Genomic DNA, 16,018 nt, shown 5'->3' with positions numbered 1-16,018 from the left:
GTAGAGTTTGCAGGAGCAGTCATAGTTAAACTAATAGCAGCTGTGTTAGCACTGTTGTAAGGTAAAATAGCTGTTTCATCATTTTCAAATGAAGAAGCTTCATTTTCAAAATCCAATTCAGCAGCACCACCAACAACTTTAAAGTGAGTTGTTCCAGAAGGTGCAGCAATTCTAACAGTTGGAGCAAAAGCTGCTAAATCAATAGAAACATCTCCTGAAGCTCTTTCGTAAGTTGTCGAGAATGGAGCAAACAACGTAGAACCAAGTTTACCATTCAAATTAAATTCGAATCCTTCCAAAGAACTCATAACACCATCTTGAATAGTTCTCAATCCACGTGCGTTAGTCGTATCTGTTTTAACTACTTTTAAAAGGTCAGTAGTTAATCTACTCACAACTCTTTTGTCTTTTGCATTTTGCAAAAGAATACGAATTGCATTTCGCAGTACTTTACCTCCTTTCCCAGCTCTTCCAAATTCAGAACCATTTTCACGCGTTCGTTGAAACGCAGGATCATTTGCAATTCTAGATTTGTCTACACCACCTTTTTCACGTGCCAAGTGTCCGTCACTTGTTTTGTAAAAGGAAATTCCACCAATGGTTCCTTTTAATTTAATAATACCGGTTTGTTTAGCCATAATGTTATAAATTTTAAATTCTCAACAAATGAAGCTATCTTTATAAAAGAATTAAAAAACCGAAATCCATCCATTCCGATAACGTCCTTTTTAATCCAAATAAGGGTGTATAGGCAAAGTATAAATACTAATAGGATAAAGTATAGATAGTGTATGAAAATTGTTAGAACGTGTATATATCCAAAAGACATTCAGTGTATAACTGGACGTAGTGAACGGTATGGACGTAAACTATTAAATACAATGAAACTTCACTTTGGGAAACAAAAGCATCAATTTATTACTTCAGAAGAGTTTGCAGAATATAGCGGTATTAAACTTAAAATTGTGAATGAATACTTAAGAAAAGTATCATAGTATTTGTTGAGGTTTTCTTGAATTAAATTCTTCCTGTATTTATTGTTATTTCGTTATGCTATATTGATAATGTAAAAAATCCAAAATTATTTTTTTTGTGTTTTTGTTTGGTTTCCAAAAAAGGAAACCTATATTTGCATTCGAAAATTAAAGATTATGAGTATTTTAGAAAGGTTTGCTTTAACGTATAAAAAAGATGGTTTACCACCTTTGGTTGGTAAAGTTATGGGTCTTTTATATATTAGTGATCAAAAGTATTTTACTTTTGATGAAATACAAAAAATTATTGGTTCCAGTAAAGGAGCTACAAGTAAAGCTATTAATCTATTATTGGAGTTAAATAGAATCAATTATATTTATTCTGATAAAAGTAAAAAGAAAAAAAGACTATTCTATTTAGATATAAAAGGGGTTTTCTTTTTTTTAGAACTTGTTATTAAAAACTATAGCGATCAAAACGAACTTTTAAAAGAATCTTTAGAATTAAGAACTAACGAAAATGAAGAAATGAATGAGTTTATCATAAATTCGATAAATTTTAATTCAGAAATGTTAAACTTTTTACGAACTAAATCAAATCAATATTTTAAACAATAATAAAAATGAAAAAGCTTTTTATATTTTTTCTCTTTATGACTATGACAACTTTTTCTCAAGGAAAAAAAGATATTCATATTGGAATTTTAGCTGATGTTTCATCAAATGAAACAAGTGAGTTATTAGAGAAATTAAAAAATGAAATTAAAGGTGTAGTAGGTCAGGATGCTAATGTGGTCTTTAACAGTTATCTTGAAAGTAATTCAAATTTGAAAACATCTAAAGATAATTATAATAAGTTGTTAAATAACGAGACAGATATTATACTTTCTTTTGGTGTAATTAATAACATTATGCTTTATAAAGAAAAAGCATATCCAAAGCCAACAATTATTTTTGGTTCCGTTAATAAAGATTTTATGAATTTGCCCAAAGGTATGGAGAAATCTGGTATAGACAATTTATCTTACCTTATAGCGCCTATATCTTATAACGATGATTTAAAGGTTTTTAAATCGTTGTTTGACTACAAGAAAATTGGGATTTTAGTTGAAGATTATGTTATTAAAGAACTTCCAGTTAAAGAACTATTTGATTCATATTTTTCTGATAAAAAAGAATCGTATAAGTTAATTCCAATTTCTAATAATACAACAAGTATTTCGCCTCTTTTAAATGATGTTGATGCTGTTTATTTTGCAGGTGGAAACTTTTTAAAAGACGAACAACAAGCACTTTTAATTAAAGAGATTAATAATAATAAGTTACCTTCTTTTTCTGCTTTTGGATTGAGAAACATTGAAAATGGTGTTTTAGCAACAAATCAATCTGGAGCAAATTTGAATCAATTTTTTAGACGAATAGCATTAAATATTGAATCTATTGTTTCTGGTATAAATGCTTCCGAGTTACCCTTGTTTATTAATTATAAGAAAAGGCTAATCATTAATTACGCTACAGCAACTCAAATAGATTTCCCTATAAAGTATAGTTTAATTGCAAAAGCAGATTTCATTGGAGGTAATAATGAAGTTAAAAATAGTATTTCACTGTCACTTTTGGATATTATGAATAAAGTGGTAAATAATAATTTAGCATTAAAATCTGAAAAGAAAAATATTGAGTTAAGTGAGCAAGACATAAGAACAGCTAAAAGTAGTTTTTTGCCAGATTTAACAGCTTCAGCTAGTGGGGTTTATATTGATCCGGAAATTGCTGAAATATCAGCAGGACAAAGCCCTGAGTTCTCTACTTCAGGTAAAGCAGTTCTTCAGCAACTTTTATATTCAGAGCAAGCATCTGCTAATATTGAAATTCAAAAGGAATTAAAAGAAGCTGAGAAAGAAGCATACAACTCAAGTGAGTTAGATGCATTATTAAATAGTGCTGTTGCATATTTTAATACGTTAATTCTTAAAACAAATGCAGCTATTCAGAATCAAAACTTACAAATAACAAAAAGAAATTTAGAGTTTGCAGAACAGAATTTTGAAATTGGTGCATCTGGGAAATCTGATGTTTTACGTTTTAGAAGTCAGCTTGCTCAAAATTCTCAAAAGTTGATAGAAGCTAATAATCAATTAGAACAATCATTTAATACGATTAACCAATTGGTGAATAATAAAATTAGTACAAAAATTGATGTAGATGACATTAAGCTTACAGATGAAATTTTTAAGAAATATAAATCTAAAGATTTCTTTGAATTACTTGATAACCCAAAATTGCAATCAATTGTTATAGACTTTTTAGTTGAAGAGGCTAAAAGAAATGCACCTGAATTAAAAAATATTTCTCATAATTTAAATGTTATAAAGAGAAATTATAAATTAAATGATAAAGGCCGTTTTATTCCAACGGTATCTTTACAAGGTCAGTATAGTTTAGCGTTATCAGAATCAGGAGTTGGCTCTGCTTATCCTATTGGTTCTCCTAATATTCCAGATGGTACATATAATGTTGGTTTAAATGTATCATTGCCAATTTTTAAACAAAATCAAAATAATATTAATAAGCAAAAAGTTAAAATTCAGGAAGACCAATTATTAATTCAGCAAGAAAACTCATATTTAACTATAGAGAAAAATATTAATGATAGTGTATTAGATTTAATCAATCAAATTGCAAATATTGAGATTTCAAAAGTTTCTGAAGAGACAGCAAAAGAAAGCTTAGAACTTACCCAAAATGCATATAAAAACGGTGCAGTTCCTGTTATTCAATTGATAGATGCACAAACTAATTATTTACAAGCTCAATTAGCTAAAGCAACAGCTAGTTATAATTATTTAATAACATCAATGCAATTAGAAAGAATTATTGGATACTATTTTTTAATGAATTCAGAAGAAGCTAATAGTCAGTTTTTTCAAAGAGCAAATCAATTTATACTAAACAAAAACTAATCAAATTATGAAATTTAAAACATATATAGCAATTATGCTAACTGTAGCATTCGGCTTAACAAGTTGCAAAGAAAAGGTTGAAGTTAAAGAAGTTGTATTAAGACCTGTAAAATATAAGATTGTAGGAACTTCAAGTTCTCAAAGTATAAGAACATTTAGTGGTACTGCAAAAGCAGGTGATGAAATTGATTTAAGCTTTAGAAGTAATGGAATAATTACAGAATTGAAAGCTAAAGTTGGTCAAAGCGTGAAAAAAGGAGATTTAATAGCGAAATTAGATAACGTTCAAGCAAAATTAGCTTATGAGCAAGCTATATCTGCATTAAATACAGCGAATTCAGCAATGAAAACTGCTAAATCAAATTTAACTCGTGTTAAATCAATGTATGAAAAAGGAAGTAATTCTTTAAGTGATTATGAAGCAGCTAAAAATTCTTATCAATCAGCCTTAGACAGTTATGAATCAGCAAAAAGGAACAAAAGTATTCAGCAATCTCAAATTAATTATGGATATATAAAAGCTCCTAAATCAGGTGTAATTGCTGAAAAGAATAAGCAATTAAATGAGAATGTAAGTGCGGGTGAAGTTATTGCTGTTTTGAATGCAGGTGATAATATAAATGTAATTGTTGGTTTACCAGAAAATGTAATAAATAAAGTTTCGTTAGGTATGTTAACTGAGCTTACATTTTCGGCAATAGAAAATCAAACTTTTAAAGGGTCAGTTATAGAGATCTCTCCAATTATTGATGTGAATTCTGCAACTTATACAGTCAAGATCGATATTGTAAAACCTATTGAAGCAATTAAGCCTGGTATGGCAACAAATGTTGAGTTTAACTTTAGTGAAAATGAAAAGGAAGTAGATGATTCTTTAATAATTCCATTAAATGCAGTTGGTGAGGATATCAACGGTAAGTTTGTATTTATTATAAATTCAGCAGATAATAAAACTGGTGAAGTAAAAAAACATACCATTGAAGTTGGTAATCTTAGTACTGCAGGAATTGTAGTAACAAAAGGGTTAAAAGCTGGTGATAGAATTGCAACAGCAGGATTGCAAACACTTTTAGATGGGCAAAAAGTAAGCTTACAACAAAACTAAAACTTTACAAATGAATCTTACTCAATTTTCTATAGAAAAGAACCGTGTAGCTTTAAGTATTCTAGCGGTGGTAATGGTTATGGGAGCCATATTTTATCAAACACTCTCAAGAGATAGTATGCCTCCTTATACAGTGAGGGTGGCTTCTGTTGTTTCTTCGTTTCCTGGTGCAAGTCCAGAACGTGTTGAAGAATTAGTAACTGATAAAATTGAAAAGGTAGCACAAGAATTGCCTGAATTGAAAGAAGTGAAAAGTACTTCAAGAACTGGATTATCAGTTGTTCAAGTTGAATTAAAAATGGAAGTTGGCCCAGAAGAGTTACAGGCTGTTTGGGATCGACTAAGAAGAAAACTATCTTCTATTCAAGGTTTGCCATCTAATGTGCAACCTCAATTACAAGACGATGGAATTGGTGAAGTTTTTGGTATTGCGGTTGGAATAGTTAGTGATGGTTTTGCATATTCTGAAATTAAAGAATATGCAGATGACTTGAGAGATGATTTAATTAAGCTTGAAGATGCTGCCAAAGTAGAAATAAATGGAGCACAAGAAGAGCGTGTGTTTGTAGAGTTTGATAATACAAAATTGAAAGCATATGGTTTAACTTCAAGTAGGCTTCAAAATATTATAAGTTCTACTAATATTTTAAGTTCTGGGGGTACAATTAACGTAGATTCTGAAAGAATTATCTTGGAGCCTACTGGTAATTTTGGAGATGTTGATGCTATAAAAAAAATGTTGATACCAATTGGAGATAAAGGCCAGGTAGTAACTTTAGGTGACATTACAAATGTTAAAAAAGGATATATGTATCCTTCAAAACAAAAAGTACGTATTAATGGAAAAGATGCTATTTCATTACACGTTTCATTAAAAAAAGGAGCGAATATTATTAAACTTGGTGAAGAACTAGATGTTGTATTAAATGATTGGAAAGGAAAACTTCCAGTTGGTCTTGAAGTGTCTAGATTAGCTTCTATAGATAAGTATATAGATTTAAAAATTAGTGATTTTGTTGGTAACCTTATTCAGGCAATTGTAATTGTACTAGCAGTAATGCTATTCTTTTTAGGTATTAGAACTGGGTTAATTATAGCTAGTTTAATTCCTGTTGTTACAATTACTACATTAATGGTAATGGGGCTTATGGATATTGGTTTAAATCAAATTTCATTAGCAGCGTTAATTATGGCATTAGGTATGATGGTTGATAATGCGATTGTAGTTGCAGAATCAATTATTGTAAAAATAGAAAATGGTAGTAATGTTAAACAGGCTGCCATTGAATCTTGTTCAGAATTGTTTACGCCTCTTTTAATATCGACCTTAACTACATCGGCTGCATTTTTATCCTTTTTTATGGCTGAATCTGTAATGGGTGACATTATGGGGCCAATATTTGTCGTGATTACAATAGCATTAGTTTCTTCGTGGGTAATTGCTTTAAGTATAATTCCTCTTTTTTGTGTTTTCTTTTTAAAGATAAAAAAGAAAGAAAAAGGTGGGAAAGTTAGTTTTTTAGATAGGTTAATTAACTATTTAAAAGAAAAATATAAAGATATTATTTTATTTGCATTGTCTTGGAAAAGATCTGTACTTGCAGGTATTGTTGTAATGTTCTTTTTGTCAATAGTTGGTTTTACAAAATTAGCATTCGTTTTCTTTCCAGATAGTGATAGAAATATGATAACTATTGATGTTAATTTACCTGAAGGTACAAATATTGAAAATACAATTTCTACGGTTAAATCTATTGAAGATTTTATAACTAAAGAATTAAAAGTCAATTCTGATAGAGTTGAAGGAATTGTAGATTGGTCTGCTTATATTGGTCAAGGCCCATCATCTTATGATTTGGGGTATAATGCTGATGAAGCAAATTCTAATTATGCTCATATTTTAGTTAATACATCTTCATTTATGGTAAATAATAATATGGTAAATAAATTAGATGCATATTGTTTTACTCAATTTCCTAATGCAGATATTAAGGTTGGTTTATTAGGTTCTGGAGGTGGAGGAACACCAATAGAAATAAAAATATCTGGAGATGATCCTGATAAATTGGCAAGTATTTCTCAAGAAATAAAATCAAAACTTTTTACGATAGAAGGAACAAAAAATATTAAAGATGATTGGGGACCAAAAGGGAAAAAATTTATAATTAATATAGATCAAAATAAAGCACAAACTGCAGGTGTTACAAACCAAGATATCGCTACATCATTAAGAACCGTTTTAGATGGGTTTCAGGCAGGTGAATATAGAGAAGGAAACAAGTCAATTCCTATTGTTTTACTTAACAACCAAAGTAAGCAACAATCTTTATCATCGTTAGAAACATTGAATATTTATGCACAAAATTCAGGGAAAAGCATTCCTTTATTACAAGTAGCTACTATTGAGCCGTATTGGCAATATTCAAAAATAAAAAGATTGAATTTAACAAGAACAATGAATGTTTCAAGTGAGTTGTCTGAAACTGGAAATGCTTCTGAAGTAACAGCTAAAATTACACCTTGGTTAAAAGAGCAAGAAGAAAGATGGGGTAAAGATTATACATATTCTTTAGGTGGTGATGCAGCTAGTTCTGCAGAAAATATGGGAGCTGTTGCAAATTATTTGCCATTATCAGCTTTTATTATTGTAATGTTATTGATTATTCAATTTAACTCTTTTAGAAAAACAGTAATGATTGTAAGTACCATTCCATTAGGTGTTATTGGAATGGTAATAGGTTTACTATTATTTGGAGTACCTTTTGGTTTTATGGCCTTTTTAGGAGTTATATCTTTAGCAGGGATTGTTATAAATAATGCAATTGTATTAATTGATAGAATTGATGTTGAAATAAATGAAGTTAAGCGTAGTCCTCAAGATGCTGTGGTAGCAGCTTGTTTACAGCGTTTTAGACCTATTTTGTTAGCTACATTTACAACTGTATTAGGTTTAGTGCCATTATATTTAGGTGGAGGTGAAATGTGGGAGCCAATGGCCGTAACTATTATGATTGGATTATTATTTGGAACTGTAATTACATTACTTTTTATACCGTCATTTTATAGTGTGTTTTATAAAGTAGATTATAAAAAGTATGAATTTAAAAAAGAGCTATTAGGTTAATTATTGTTGATGTTATGATGGAGAAGGTTATTTATCCATATCGTTTTGAAATATTCTTTTATAGTCAAATAATCATACTATTTGGGTCGTTAATAATACCTCCAATATTGTTTGAAAATGTTGTTTCACCAATATTGTTTCAAGTTAATATTTTAGCAGGAGTATTATTGTTGTTCAAAAAGAAAAAATTAATGTGGTTTTTAATATTTCTTTTAATCATAACATCAATTATTATAAGTTCGAATATTGTAAATCATACTGAAAAAGGAATTTTGAATTTTTTCAAAATGAGTGCTTATTTTTTATTCTACATAATTGTAACATTTCAATTAATTAAGCAGGTATGGAAATCTAAAAGAGTAGGTAAGAATGTTATTTTTGGGTTAATCAGTGGGTATATATCATTAGGGTTGATAGGGTTTTTTATTTGTATGACTATAGAAATGATAACTCCAGGTTCTTTTCAAGGTTTTAGTGAGGGAATATCATTAACCGAAAATATAATGTATTACAGTTATGTTACATTACTAACAATAGGGTATGGTGAGGTGTTACCTATAACTTCATTGGCTCAAAAGTCTGCGATTCTTATAGGTTTAACAGGCCAAATGTACTTAGTCGTAGTTACAGCTATTGTTGTAGGTAAATATGTAAGTCAAGTTTCAAAAGACAACTAATCACAATATAAAATTTAAAAATGAAATATTTAGTATTGTTAACTGTACTCTGCATAATTAATACAACTGTTTACGCACAGCATCAAAATAAAGATAGTATTAAAATAAAGGAAAATAAAAAGAAAATTTACTCTAACGAAGAAGATAATTATATAAAAGAGTGGTTTAATAGTGAAATTGAATCAATGGAATTATCAGAAAAAGTAAAATTAGAATATTATGATATTTTGTTAAAGTATACAGATAGTATGTCACAATATGGTAAAGAAAATAAGGTGTTTAATAAAGAGGAAGTTAAAACTGGATTGAACACAATTGTCGATAAAATGAATTCAAAATTAAAACCTTTGCTAACTGAAAGTCAATATCAACAGCATGTAAATAATTTCAAAACTATATTATGGAATATTAGCCTGCGAAAAGGTTGGGAATATTAAGTTAAATTTTTTTGTAATTAGAACTTTAGAATGCTTCGTTAATACCAAAATATATTCCAGAGTTTTCGTCTTTACCTTTCCCAAAATCAAAACGTAGCCAAGTATCTTTATTCTTAAATAATTTATATCGTGCTCCTAAACCATAACTAGGTTTAATGTTTTTAATACTGAAAAAATCTTCAGGTTTGTTAGCTACTTCTCCAGCTAATAAAAAAGATGCTAAAGTCCATCGAGGTTTAAAACGCCATCTGTATTCAATTTGTGAAACATACATTTGCTTATCAAGGTATCGCCCAAAGAAATATCCTCTAGCTCTAGAGCCACCACCATAACTAGCTAAGCTTTGAAAAGGAATATTACCAAAATTGTTTTCTGAATACAATTGAAAAGCCAAAAGGCTTTTATCTCCAATTGGTAAATATTCTCTTAAATCAAGGATGAATTTATTGAACCCTTTAGTTGCTCCAAAAATTTCACTTGAAAATTGGGCTTTTGCTTGATAATAGAATCCTTTATTAGGAGAGCCAACATTATCACGTGTGTCATAATTAAAAACGGCGCCTAATCCTGCAACAACAGTTCTTTTGCGACCTATAATATTTTGAGTGTCTAAAATACCATTTTCTTTAATTTCGGTAACTTCATGATTTTTAAATATAAATTGAAATCCAAAATTAAGATCGGGTGGTAATCGCTTTAGAAAAGAAATATTAACCGCGTGAGTAGTTTGCTTATAAACTTCCTCATTTGTGTCTGGTGTATTGTTACCAATACCCCAAAAAGAATTTGGATATATTTCTAATAAATAATGTGCATCAATGAAGTAATCTCCTTTACCTAAATATATTTGTGGAGTTATTTCAAACATTAATTGCTCATTTAATGTATAAATACCACTAAATAGAACATTTGAAAGACGGTTTTTAAAAGTATTCTTTTTATTTAAAAAGAAAAGTTGACCACCTCCACCAAAACCAAATCCAGTTTCAGGTGTATAAAAAGCAATAGGTATTGCAATTAGTTGATGATTTTTAGTATTTGAAATGGTATCTGTTTTTACCAAGTTATTTTCATCTTTTCTTTGGCTAAATACTTGAAAAGTAATTAATAAAATGCAACTATATAATATGAGATTTTTCATTTAAAAAAAGAAATCATCTAGAATGACATTAAAACCAAAAGAAAAGGAAATATCATTTGATGTTATTTTAGTGTTAGTAATGGTTTCAATTGGTAAAGATTCTTGCTCAATATTTACCCAGTATAGGTCAACATTTATACCTAAATCAAATGCAACTGAGTTGTTAATTGTATAAGAGTAGCCAAACCCAACTAAGGCTCCTAAACCACTACCTTCTCCAAATTCTTGAACTAATAAATCTGCTTGCTGTAATTGAATTTTATCTTTATATCTTACGTACCCTAAAGATGTTGTTACAAATAACGAACCTGTTGTACTATCTGAAAAATAATAGTTTGAAAAAGGACCAATAAAAATGGTTTCAGTTGATCCTTCTAGGCTACCATTAGTACTATTTTTGTTTGTTTGAAATCGACCACCAATAAGGAATCGATCTCTAATAAATTTTCCAGATTCAATATTTATTCCAAAATTATTTGATGTAGTTTTGAGATCGTCATTGCCTCTGTTAGTAGTTGTAGAGTTTATAGTTCCAGATAAACCTGTTAACCAACGACCTTTTTTAAATGCTGTTTGTGAAGAATCTTGATTTTGGGAATAACTTAATTGACAACAAATTAACAAAGTCAATGTTAGTATGTGAAAAAGTAATAATTTATTGTGTCTCATAGAATACCCAAATATACATTTTTTTAACAATTAATTTTGACGACCTTAAATTTGGGAAGTGTTTAATTAACATTAACTTTTTTGTTATTAAGATATACTGATTTTAATTTGAATTATACAGATAGCCATTAACCAAAACAAGTATAGGTTAATGTGTATTTAACTTTAAGATGTATTTGAGTTTTATTTGGGGTTTATTAAAGATAGTTTTACAGTTTTACCAGACATACAAATTGTAGCAACATTGTTTACTTCTTCATATTTAATGTGTACGATTAAGTTGTTCGATTTTTCAATATTATATTCGTTAATATTAATTGGGTTTAACCATTTTCCATTTTCTAATTCAATTAACCACCCACAACCATCCAGAGCAGAATTATCAATTAGTTTTCCTTCAACACAACCTTTGCAATTTGAAGTTGTAGCACAAGATGTAAGTAAGAAGATGAATGCTAACAGTGTAATTATATTTTTTTTTATCATTGTTTTTTTAAGTTGTTTTATTAAATTTTGCCTTAGCTAAATAAAAGCCTGCCATAAATGGAATTCCAAAAATAAGTAGAATAAGAATTATAATACCTAAAATTATTATCCAAGCTACATCTTTTATTATTTGTGTAATACTCGATGCGCTTTTTTCTATCATGTGATCTCCAGTAGAATTCAAATTTTTTATAACTGTTTCTTGGAGGTCACTTAAATAAGTTTGAAGCTGTAATCTTTCATCAGCTAATTTATTTACAGATGAATTAACACCACCATTAAGTTCATAAATTAAAGGCATTAATTCATTTTTAATATTTGCTGAAATTTCTCCTAAAAGTTCTGGTGAATTTTCTGCTAGAATAGTAAATCTATCTAAAATAAGATTTAGAGAATCTGCTCTTGATAAAAATTCATCTGATATATTTGCATCATCCCATTGTAAAGACAAACGTTCTTTTTCCCAAGCAAGTTGTTGACTGATTTGTTCTTTTGCTATACCAATTCTATCTCCAATATCACTCAAAGCTTCAGCTCCAGTTCCTAATGTTTTTACATAAGAAGTATCTGCAACACCTAAATGTTTTGCTAGAGGTGAAAGTAAATTTGTTCTAGGGAAATCAAAAGTTGTTATTGGGTTGTTTTTAGTGTAATTGGTAGCAAATAGATAAAGCGATTTAAAACGTTCTTTATTTAGTAACGATTTAGCAATTTGCGAAATTTTATATTCTAAGCTAATTGCTGTATTAAGCATTAATACATTTTGTGGTCCAAGGTATTCAACACCTTCTTTTGTTTTTAAAACTTCAACTAATTGTTTACTTAAAATCCAGGTATCTACTAATGATAATTCTGGGACTGATTGAAAAGCTGTTTTAGCTGATGCAGCAACCAATCCTTTTTTAAACTGTATTACATTTAATTTAATTTTAAGGTCATTGCTACTGCTAATTATACTATCGGCAGTTTTTATAATACTGCTTGAAAAATCATTTTGAAATGATCTTACAGCTATTCTAGTATTTAATTGAATTTTTGAAAGTGGTATTTCTTCAGATTCAAACGAAAGTTTCATTAACGAACAACTTGAAACGGAGATAAGCAAAATCAATAATAAGAATTTAGTTGATATAAATTTAAAGTATTTCATTTTGTGTTAATCAATTTTTCTAAATGTTAATAAAATGTTTTCTTCAGAATCTAATAATGAAAGTTGCAATTTATCAATTGTATAATATTTCGTTTTTAATAATTTTGAATGATATTGCTCTGTAAATTTCATATTATTACACCGCATCTTTGTGCCAAATATATGCTTGAATTGAATTTCAGAATTGGTGAGTTTAGTTATAGAGCCTTTAATTTGATTACAGCTATCATTACCGTAAAACTTGTTTTCTTTTATATTAACCTCTAATTGAGGTTTTTTTTGTGCCGTATTGTTAATTGTTAAATTATCTATAGAGTCTAAAATCCATATATCATTTAATAATTGTTTAGCTTCTGTTTTTTTATTAATAACATAGGTAGCATTCGTTTTTTTGGTTCCACAAGACATCAATAAAAATATAGCTAGAGCGTAAGGAGTTAGTTTAAATTGTTTCATATTGAATTTATATACTATGAATAATTCCTGAGTACTTAATAAAACTTCTATTACTTCCATATATAGAAAGTGAAGCGGTACCACTTTTATAAATGTTCAAAATAATTTCAAATGCTTCCATATTTTTATACCCTTTGAGTTTTATACAAATATTTTTTTTAACATCATTATACTGAACTTTGTAATTCTCTATAATATTATTAATCTTAATTGCTCCACTTCCATTAAAACCTGTGGCGTTATGTAATACGCCAAAATAAGGTAAATATGATTTTATGCTATCGCTTTTTATCTCTAGAAAATCTCCTTCGCCCTTTACATCTATATGAGCTCCTCCCATTGGGTTTACTTGTTCAGCTTCGAATACAAAAGATTTAGATTCAACTAAATTTTTAACAAGTGAATATTCTTTTTTAGCTCTAGCTTCTTTCATTTTTTTTCTCGATAATTTATTTTGAGCTGTAGTTTTTAGTACAAGCATAAGTAAAACGATTAATGTAAAAATATTTTTCATAATAAATAATTTAAGATGTGGATATAGAAATAACTACTTGTTAAATTTATTTTCATAATGTTCTTTTAGAAATACTAGTATTAATAAACATAATGAAGCTATTAAATAAGACATTCTTGAGTTATTGAAAAAGTTATTTAAGTATTTGCTCTGTTATTTTTTTAGAAAAGTCTTTTGAAATTTTACCTAAACTTTTAGGATTGTCAACTTCAGAAGTTAAAATAGCAATTAACTGATTGTCTTCATCTTTTGTAATATCATATACAACAGTTTCTAAGATGTACCTTTTGCTAGTATAAGTATACGAACTCGATGGTTCAACATTATAATATGGTATTACAAAAAATTTACGGTATCTTCTAGAGTATCTTACTGTATGATGTACACTAATATTATTTTCAACAGCGGTTCTTGTATACTCTTGGGTGTCTTTTAAAATTGTTGCAATAATAATATCAATTCCTTGTTTTTTTAATTTGTTTTGAACATTCTTAGTACTTATAAATGATAGGTTATTAGAAGTATCTAGTTTTCTTAAAATCTTATAACTTTCAATTGATTTTAAATTATTCTCATTCAATTTTTTTGAAATATCAGTTTCAAACTGAATTCTAGCAAAATCATTATTTGTTTTACTAATTACTGCAATTGATTTTTTGTTTATTTCATTTAATTTAGAGTTTTCCCAACTGTCAATTAGTTTTACTGAAGAGCAGCTAGTTATGGTAATAATTATTAAAAATACAAGGCTGCTTATTTTTATTAATGTTTTCATTTTTTTTTAGTTAAAGTTTAATTTCTAATTGCTCCTGCGGCTGCAGAACCCAATAGTTCCATTGTGTTATTTATTCTATGTAAAATGTTTTTAGCTTTTTTAATGAATGATAATTCAGTTGTATTTAAGAATAATTGTTGATTGTTGTTTGAGTTGTTTAAAATTTGAGCTTTCATAATATGTTGTTTTTAAATATTTTATTTGTTATTTCTTGTACAAATGTATGGCCTTCAGTAGCCTATGAGTAGTCGTTTTTAGGTGAAGCAGTTAAAATGATAAGTGAAACGTCTTATTTGAAATGTGAAATGAATTCACACTTTTGAAGATTTTATATTAGTTGTGACTTTTAACCTGAAAGTTCATTTTTTGAAATGTTTTAAGTTGGTTAAAGAAGACTTTAAATATTAAAAGAGTTGTTTCACTAATATATTTAAAACTTTAATAGTGGTAAATTATAAATTTGAACGAAATTTAAAAATGATGTAACTTTGGATATTAATAAACTATTAAAACTAAAAAAATTGTCTTTTAAAAAAGTTAGTAATTTTCTAATTGTAGTTATTGCTTTTTCAGTCTCAATGCTAATGAACTTACCTAGAGGTTTGAAATTGTTTGAAATTTCAAATACTCTGGAAAGTCAAAATGCAACCATTTCTATAAGTGATTTAATCTTACGTGTTATATTTCTTTTCGTAATCTCTTGGGGAGTTCTACAACTTAATGCTAATTGGAGGTATCAATTAAAAAAATCGTCATTATTTTTTGAGATAATAATAACTCTTATTGTTCACTTTGTAATTTTATATGGATCTGTTAAACTATTTATTTTCATTTTTTCCGCACTAAATGAGAAATCACAGACTGATGAGGAAATTGGGTTTATTTATTTTGGATACGTCATAGTATTTATTGTGTTATTTTTTGTTGCAAAAATTTTAAGGTACCAAGTGTTTAGAGAAGAAGATTTATTAGAAAAAGAGATCTTGAAGCAGCAAAGTATAGAGAATGAGTTAACAGCATTAAAAAATCAAGTAAATCCTCATTTCTTATTTAACTCTTTAAATTCTCTTAGTTCATTAGTTAGAGAAAATAAAGAAGCCACAACTTTTGTAACTAAACTTTCATTTATGTATCGTTATATTTTGCAAAGTAGTGAGAAGGATTTGGTGACATTAAAGGAAGAAATGAAATTTTTAGAAAGCTATATACATCTAATTAAAACGAGATATAGAGATAGAATAATAATTAATATTGATATTTCTGAAGAATATTATAAAAGCAAAATACCAGTGTTAACTTTACAATTGTTAGTTGAAAACTGTATTAAACATAATGAAATTTCTGTTGATAATCCATTGGAAATAAATATTTATATTGATCGAAATTATATAGTGATTGAAAATTTAATAAATCCAAAAATAAGTCATGTGGAAAGTACCGGAAAAGGGCTTTCAAATATTAATAAACGCTATCTGTTATTGAAAGAAGAACATATTTCAATAAGTAATTTAAATAATGTTTTTAAAGTAAAACTACCTATAAATTAA

General features: G+C 28.0%; 17 protein-coding genes. 8 read left to right on the top strand and 9 right to left on the bottom strand.

Annotated elements, in window-relative coordinates; genetic code table 11:
* On the bottom strand, positions 1 to 638 hold a 638-nt coding region (locus tag BLU40_RS11280), incomplete at its 3' end, for a hypothetical protein (RefSeq protein ID WP_090123467.1).
* 153 nt (positions 639 to 791) lie between these two features.
* Between BLU40_RS11280 and BLU40_RS11275 the strand changes: the two genes are divergently transcribed.
* The 7 genes from BLU40_RS11275 (at position 792) to BLU40_RS11245 (ending at position 9,280) form a co-directional block, all read left to right on the top strand.
* On the top strand, positions 792 to 995 hold the full coding sequence (locus BLU40_RS11275; protein ID WP_090123465.1) for a hypothetical protein: 204 nt from the start codon (positions 792 to 794) through the stop codon (positions 993 to 995).
* A gap of 156 nt (positions 996 to 1,151) precedes the next feature.
* On the top strand, positions 1,152 to 1,592 hold the full coding sequence (locus BLU40_RS11270) for a hypothetical protein (RefSeq protein ID WP_090123463.1): 441 nt from the start codon (positions 1,152 to 1,154) through the stop codon (positions 1,590 to 1,592).
* Positions 1,593 to 1,597: 5 nt separating this feature from the next.
* Positions 1,598 to 3,937 carry a TolC family protein gene (locus tag BLU40_RS11265; protein WP_090123461.1) on the top strand — a complete coding sequence of 780 codons (2,340 nt, stop codon included), beginning with the start codon at positions 1,598 to 1,600 and terminating at the stop codon, positions 3,935 to 3,937.
* Between the two features lie 7 nt (positions 3,938 to 3,944).
* Positions 3,945 to 5,042: an efflux RND transporter periplasmic adaptor subunit gene (locus BLU40_RS11260; protein ID WP_245729933.1), complete on the top strand. Its 1,098-nt coding sequence runs from the start codon at positions 3,945 to 3,947 to the stop codon at positions 5,040 to 5,042.
* Positions 5,043 to 5,052: 10 nt separating this feature from the next.
* Entirely contained in the window at positions 5,053 to 8,166 is a 3,114-nt protein-coding gene (locus BLU40_RS11255) for an efflux RND transporter permease subunit (RefSeq protein ID WP_090123459.1), read from the top strand.
* Positions 8,167 to 8,180: 14 nt separating this feature from the next.
* Positions 8,181 to 8,843 carry an ion channel gene (locus BLU40_RS11250; protein ID WP_090123458.1) on the top strand — a complete coding sequence of 221 codons (663 nt, stop codon included), beginning with the start codon at positions 8,181 to 8,183 and terminating at the stop codon, positions 8,841 to 8,843.
* Positions 8,844 to 8,863: 20 nt separating this feature from the next.
* A complete protein-coding gene (locus BLU40_RS11245) occupies positions 8,864 to 9,280 on the top strand; it encodes a hypothetical protein (protein WP_090123456.1) in 417 nt (138 codons plus the stop codon).
* Positions 9,281 to 9,305: 25 nt separating this feature from the next.
* On the opposite strand, the gene BLU40_RS11240 is transcribed toward BLU40_RS11245, so the two are convergent.
* The 8 genes from BLU40_RS11240 to BLU40_RS17580 form a co-directional block, all read right to left on the bottom strand.
* Complete coding sequence (locus BLU40_RS11240) at positions 9,306 to 10,421, bottom strand: BamA/TamA family outer membrane protein (RefSeq protein ID WP_090123455.1); 1,116 nt, start codon at positions 10,419 to 10,421, stop codon at positions 9,306 to 9,308.
* Complete coding sequence (locus BLU40_RS11235; RefSeq protein WP_175454781.1) at positions 10,422 to 11,051, bottom strand: DUF481 domain-containing protein; 630 nt, start codon at positions 11,049 to 11,051, stop codon at positions 10,422 to 10,424. It lies immediately after the preceding gene.
* 222 nt (positions 11,052 to 11,273) lie between these two features.
* Positions 11,274 to 11,576 (bottom strand): hypothetical protein, encoded by a 303-nt coding sequence (locus tag BLU40_RS11230; protein ID WP_090123451.1) that lies wholly within the window; start codon positions 11,574 to 11,576, stop codon positions 11,274 to 11,276.
* 7 nt (positions 11,577 to 11,583) lie between these two features.
* Positions 11,584 to 12,651, bottom strand: coding sequence for a hypothetical protein (locus BLU40_RS11225; RefSeq protein ID WP_090123449.1), 1,068 nt, complete (start codon positions 12,649 to 12,651; stop codon positions 11,584 to 11,586).
* 81 nt (positions 12,652 to 12,732) lie between these two features.
* Entirely contained in the window at positions 12,733 to 13,182 is a 450-nt protein-coding gene (locus BLU40_RS11220; RefSeq protein ID WP_175454780.1) for an META domain-containing protein, read from the bottom strand.
* Between the two features lie 7 nt (positions 13,183 to 13,189).
* Complete coding sequence (locus BLU40_RS11215) at positions 13,190 to 13,696, bottom strand: DUF4251 domain-containing protein (RefSeq protein ID WP_090123445.1); 507 nt, start codon at positions 13,694 to 13,696, stop codon at positions 13,190 to 13,192.
* Positions 13,697 to 13,829: 133 nt separating this feature from the next.
* Complete coding sequence (locus tag BLU40_RS11210) at positions 13,830 to 14,471, bottom strand: hypothetical protein (protein WP_090123443.1); 642 nt, start codon at positions 14,469 to 14,471, stop codon at positions 13,830 to 13,832.
* A 17-nt stretch (positions 14,472 to 14,488) separates the two neighbouring features.
* On the bottom strand, positions 14,489 to 14,647 hold the full coding sequence (locus BLU40_RS17580) for a hypothetical protein (RefSeq protein ID WP_175454779.1): 159 nt from the start codon (positions 14,645 to 14,647) through the stop codon (positions 14,489 to 14,491).
* 312 nt (positions 14,648 to 14,959) lie between these two features.
* On the opposite strand from BLU40_RS17580, the gene BLU40_RS11205 reads away from it, so the two are divergent.
* Positions 14,960 to 16,018: a sensor histidine kinase gene (locus tag BLU40_RS11205; protein WP_090123441.1), complete on the top strand. Its 1,059-nt coding sequence runs from the start codon at positions 14,960 to 14,962 to the stop codon at positions 16,016 to 16,018.

The sequence above is a fragment of the Lutibacter oricola genome, assembly GCF_900106565.1.
Lineage (GTDB): Bacteria > Bacteroidota > Bacteroidia > Flavobacteriales > Flavobacteriaceae > Lutibacter > Lutibacter oricola.
Note: the sequence above shows the minus strand (reverse complement) of the source record. Positions and strands in the feature narration are given on the sequence as shown.

What these genes read in the sequence shown, in the direction of transcription:
- BLU40_RS11210 (WP_090123443.1), bottom strand. Translation starts at nt 14,471, where the DNA reads ATGAAAACATTAATAAAAATAAGCAGCCTTGTATTTTTAATAATTATT.
- BLU40_RS11230 (WP_090123451.1), bottom strand. Translation starts at nt 11,576, where the DNA reads ATGATAAAAAAAAATATAATTACACTGTTAGCATTCATCTTCTTACTT.
- BLU40_RS11225 (WP_090123449.1), bottom strand. Translation starts at nt 12,651, where the DNA reads ATGAAACTTTCGTTTGAATCTGAAGAAATACCACTTTCAAAAATTCAA.
- BLU40_RS11255 (WP_090123459.1), top strand. Translation starts at nt 5,053, where the DNA reads ATGAATCTTACTCAATTTTCTATAGAAAAGAACCGTGTAGCTTTAAGT.
- BLU40_RS11265 (WP_090123461.1), top strand. Translation starts at nt 1,598, where the DNA reads ATGAAAAAGCTTTTTATATTTTTTCTCTTTATGACTATGACAACTTTT.
- BLU40_RS17580 (WP_175454779.1), bottom strand. Translation starts at nt 14,647, where the DNA reads ATGAAAGCTCAAATTTTAAACAACTCAAACAACAATCAACAATTATTC.
- BLU40_RS11275 (WP_090123465.1), top strand. Translation starts at nt 792, where the DNA reads ATGAAAATTGTTAGAACGTGTATATATCCAAAAGACATTCAGTGTATA.
- BLU40_RS11215 (WP_090123445.1), bottom strand. Translation starts at nt 13,696, where the DNA reads ATGAAAAATATTTTTACATTAATCGTTTTACTTATGCTTGTACTAAAA.
- BLU40_RS11270 (WP_090123463.1), top strand. Translation starts at nt 1,152, where the DNA reads ATGAGTATTTTAGAAAGGTTTGCTTTAACGTATAAAAAAGATGGTTTA.
- BLU40_RS11245 (WP_090123456.1), top strand. Translation starts at nt 8,864, where the DNA reads ATGAAATATTTAGTATTGTTAACTGTACTCTGCATAATTAATACAACT.
- BLU40_RS11260 (WP_245729933.1), top strand. Translation starts at nt 3,945, where the DNA reads ATGAAATTTAAAACATATATAGCAATTATGCTAACTGTAGCATTCGGC.
- BLU40_RS11220 (WP_175454780.1), bottom strand. Translation starts at nt 13,182, where the DNA reads ATGAAACAATTTAAACTAACTCCTTACGCTCTAGCTATATTTTTATTG.
- BLU40_RS11240 (WP_090123455.1), bottom strand. Translation starts at nt 10,421, where the DNA reads ATGAAAAATCTCATATTATATAGTTGCATTTTATTAATTACTTTTCAA.
- BLU40_RS11250 (WP_090123458.1), top strand. Translation starts at nt 8,181, where the DNA reads ATGATGGAGAAGGTTATTTATCCATATCGTTTTGAAATATTCTTTTAT.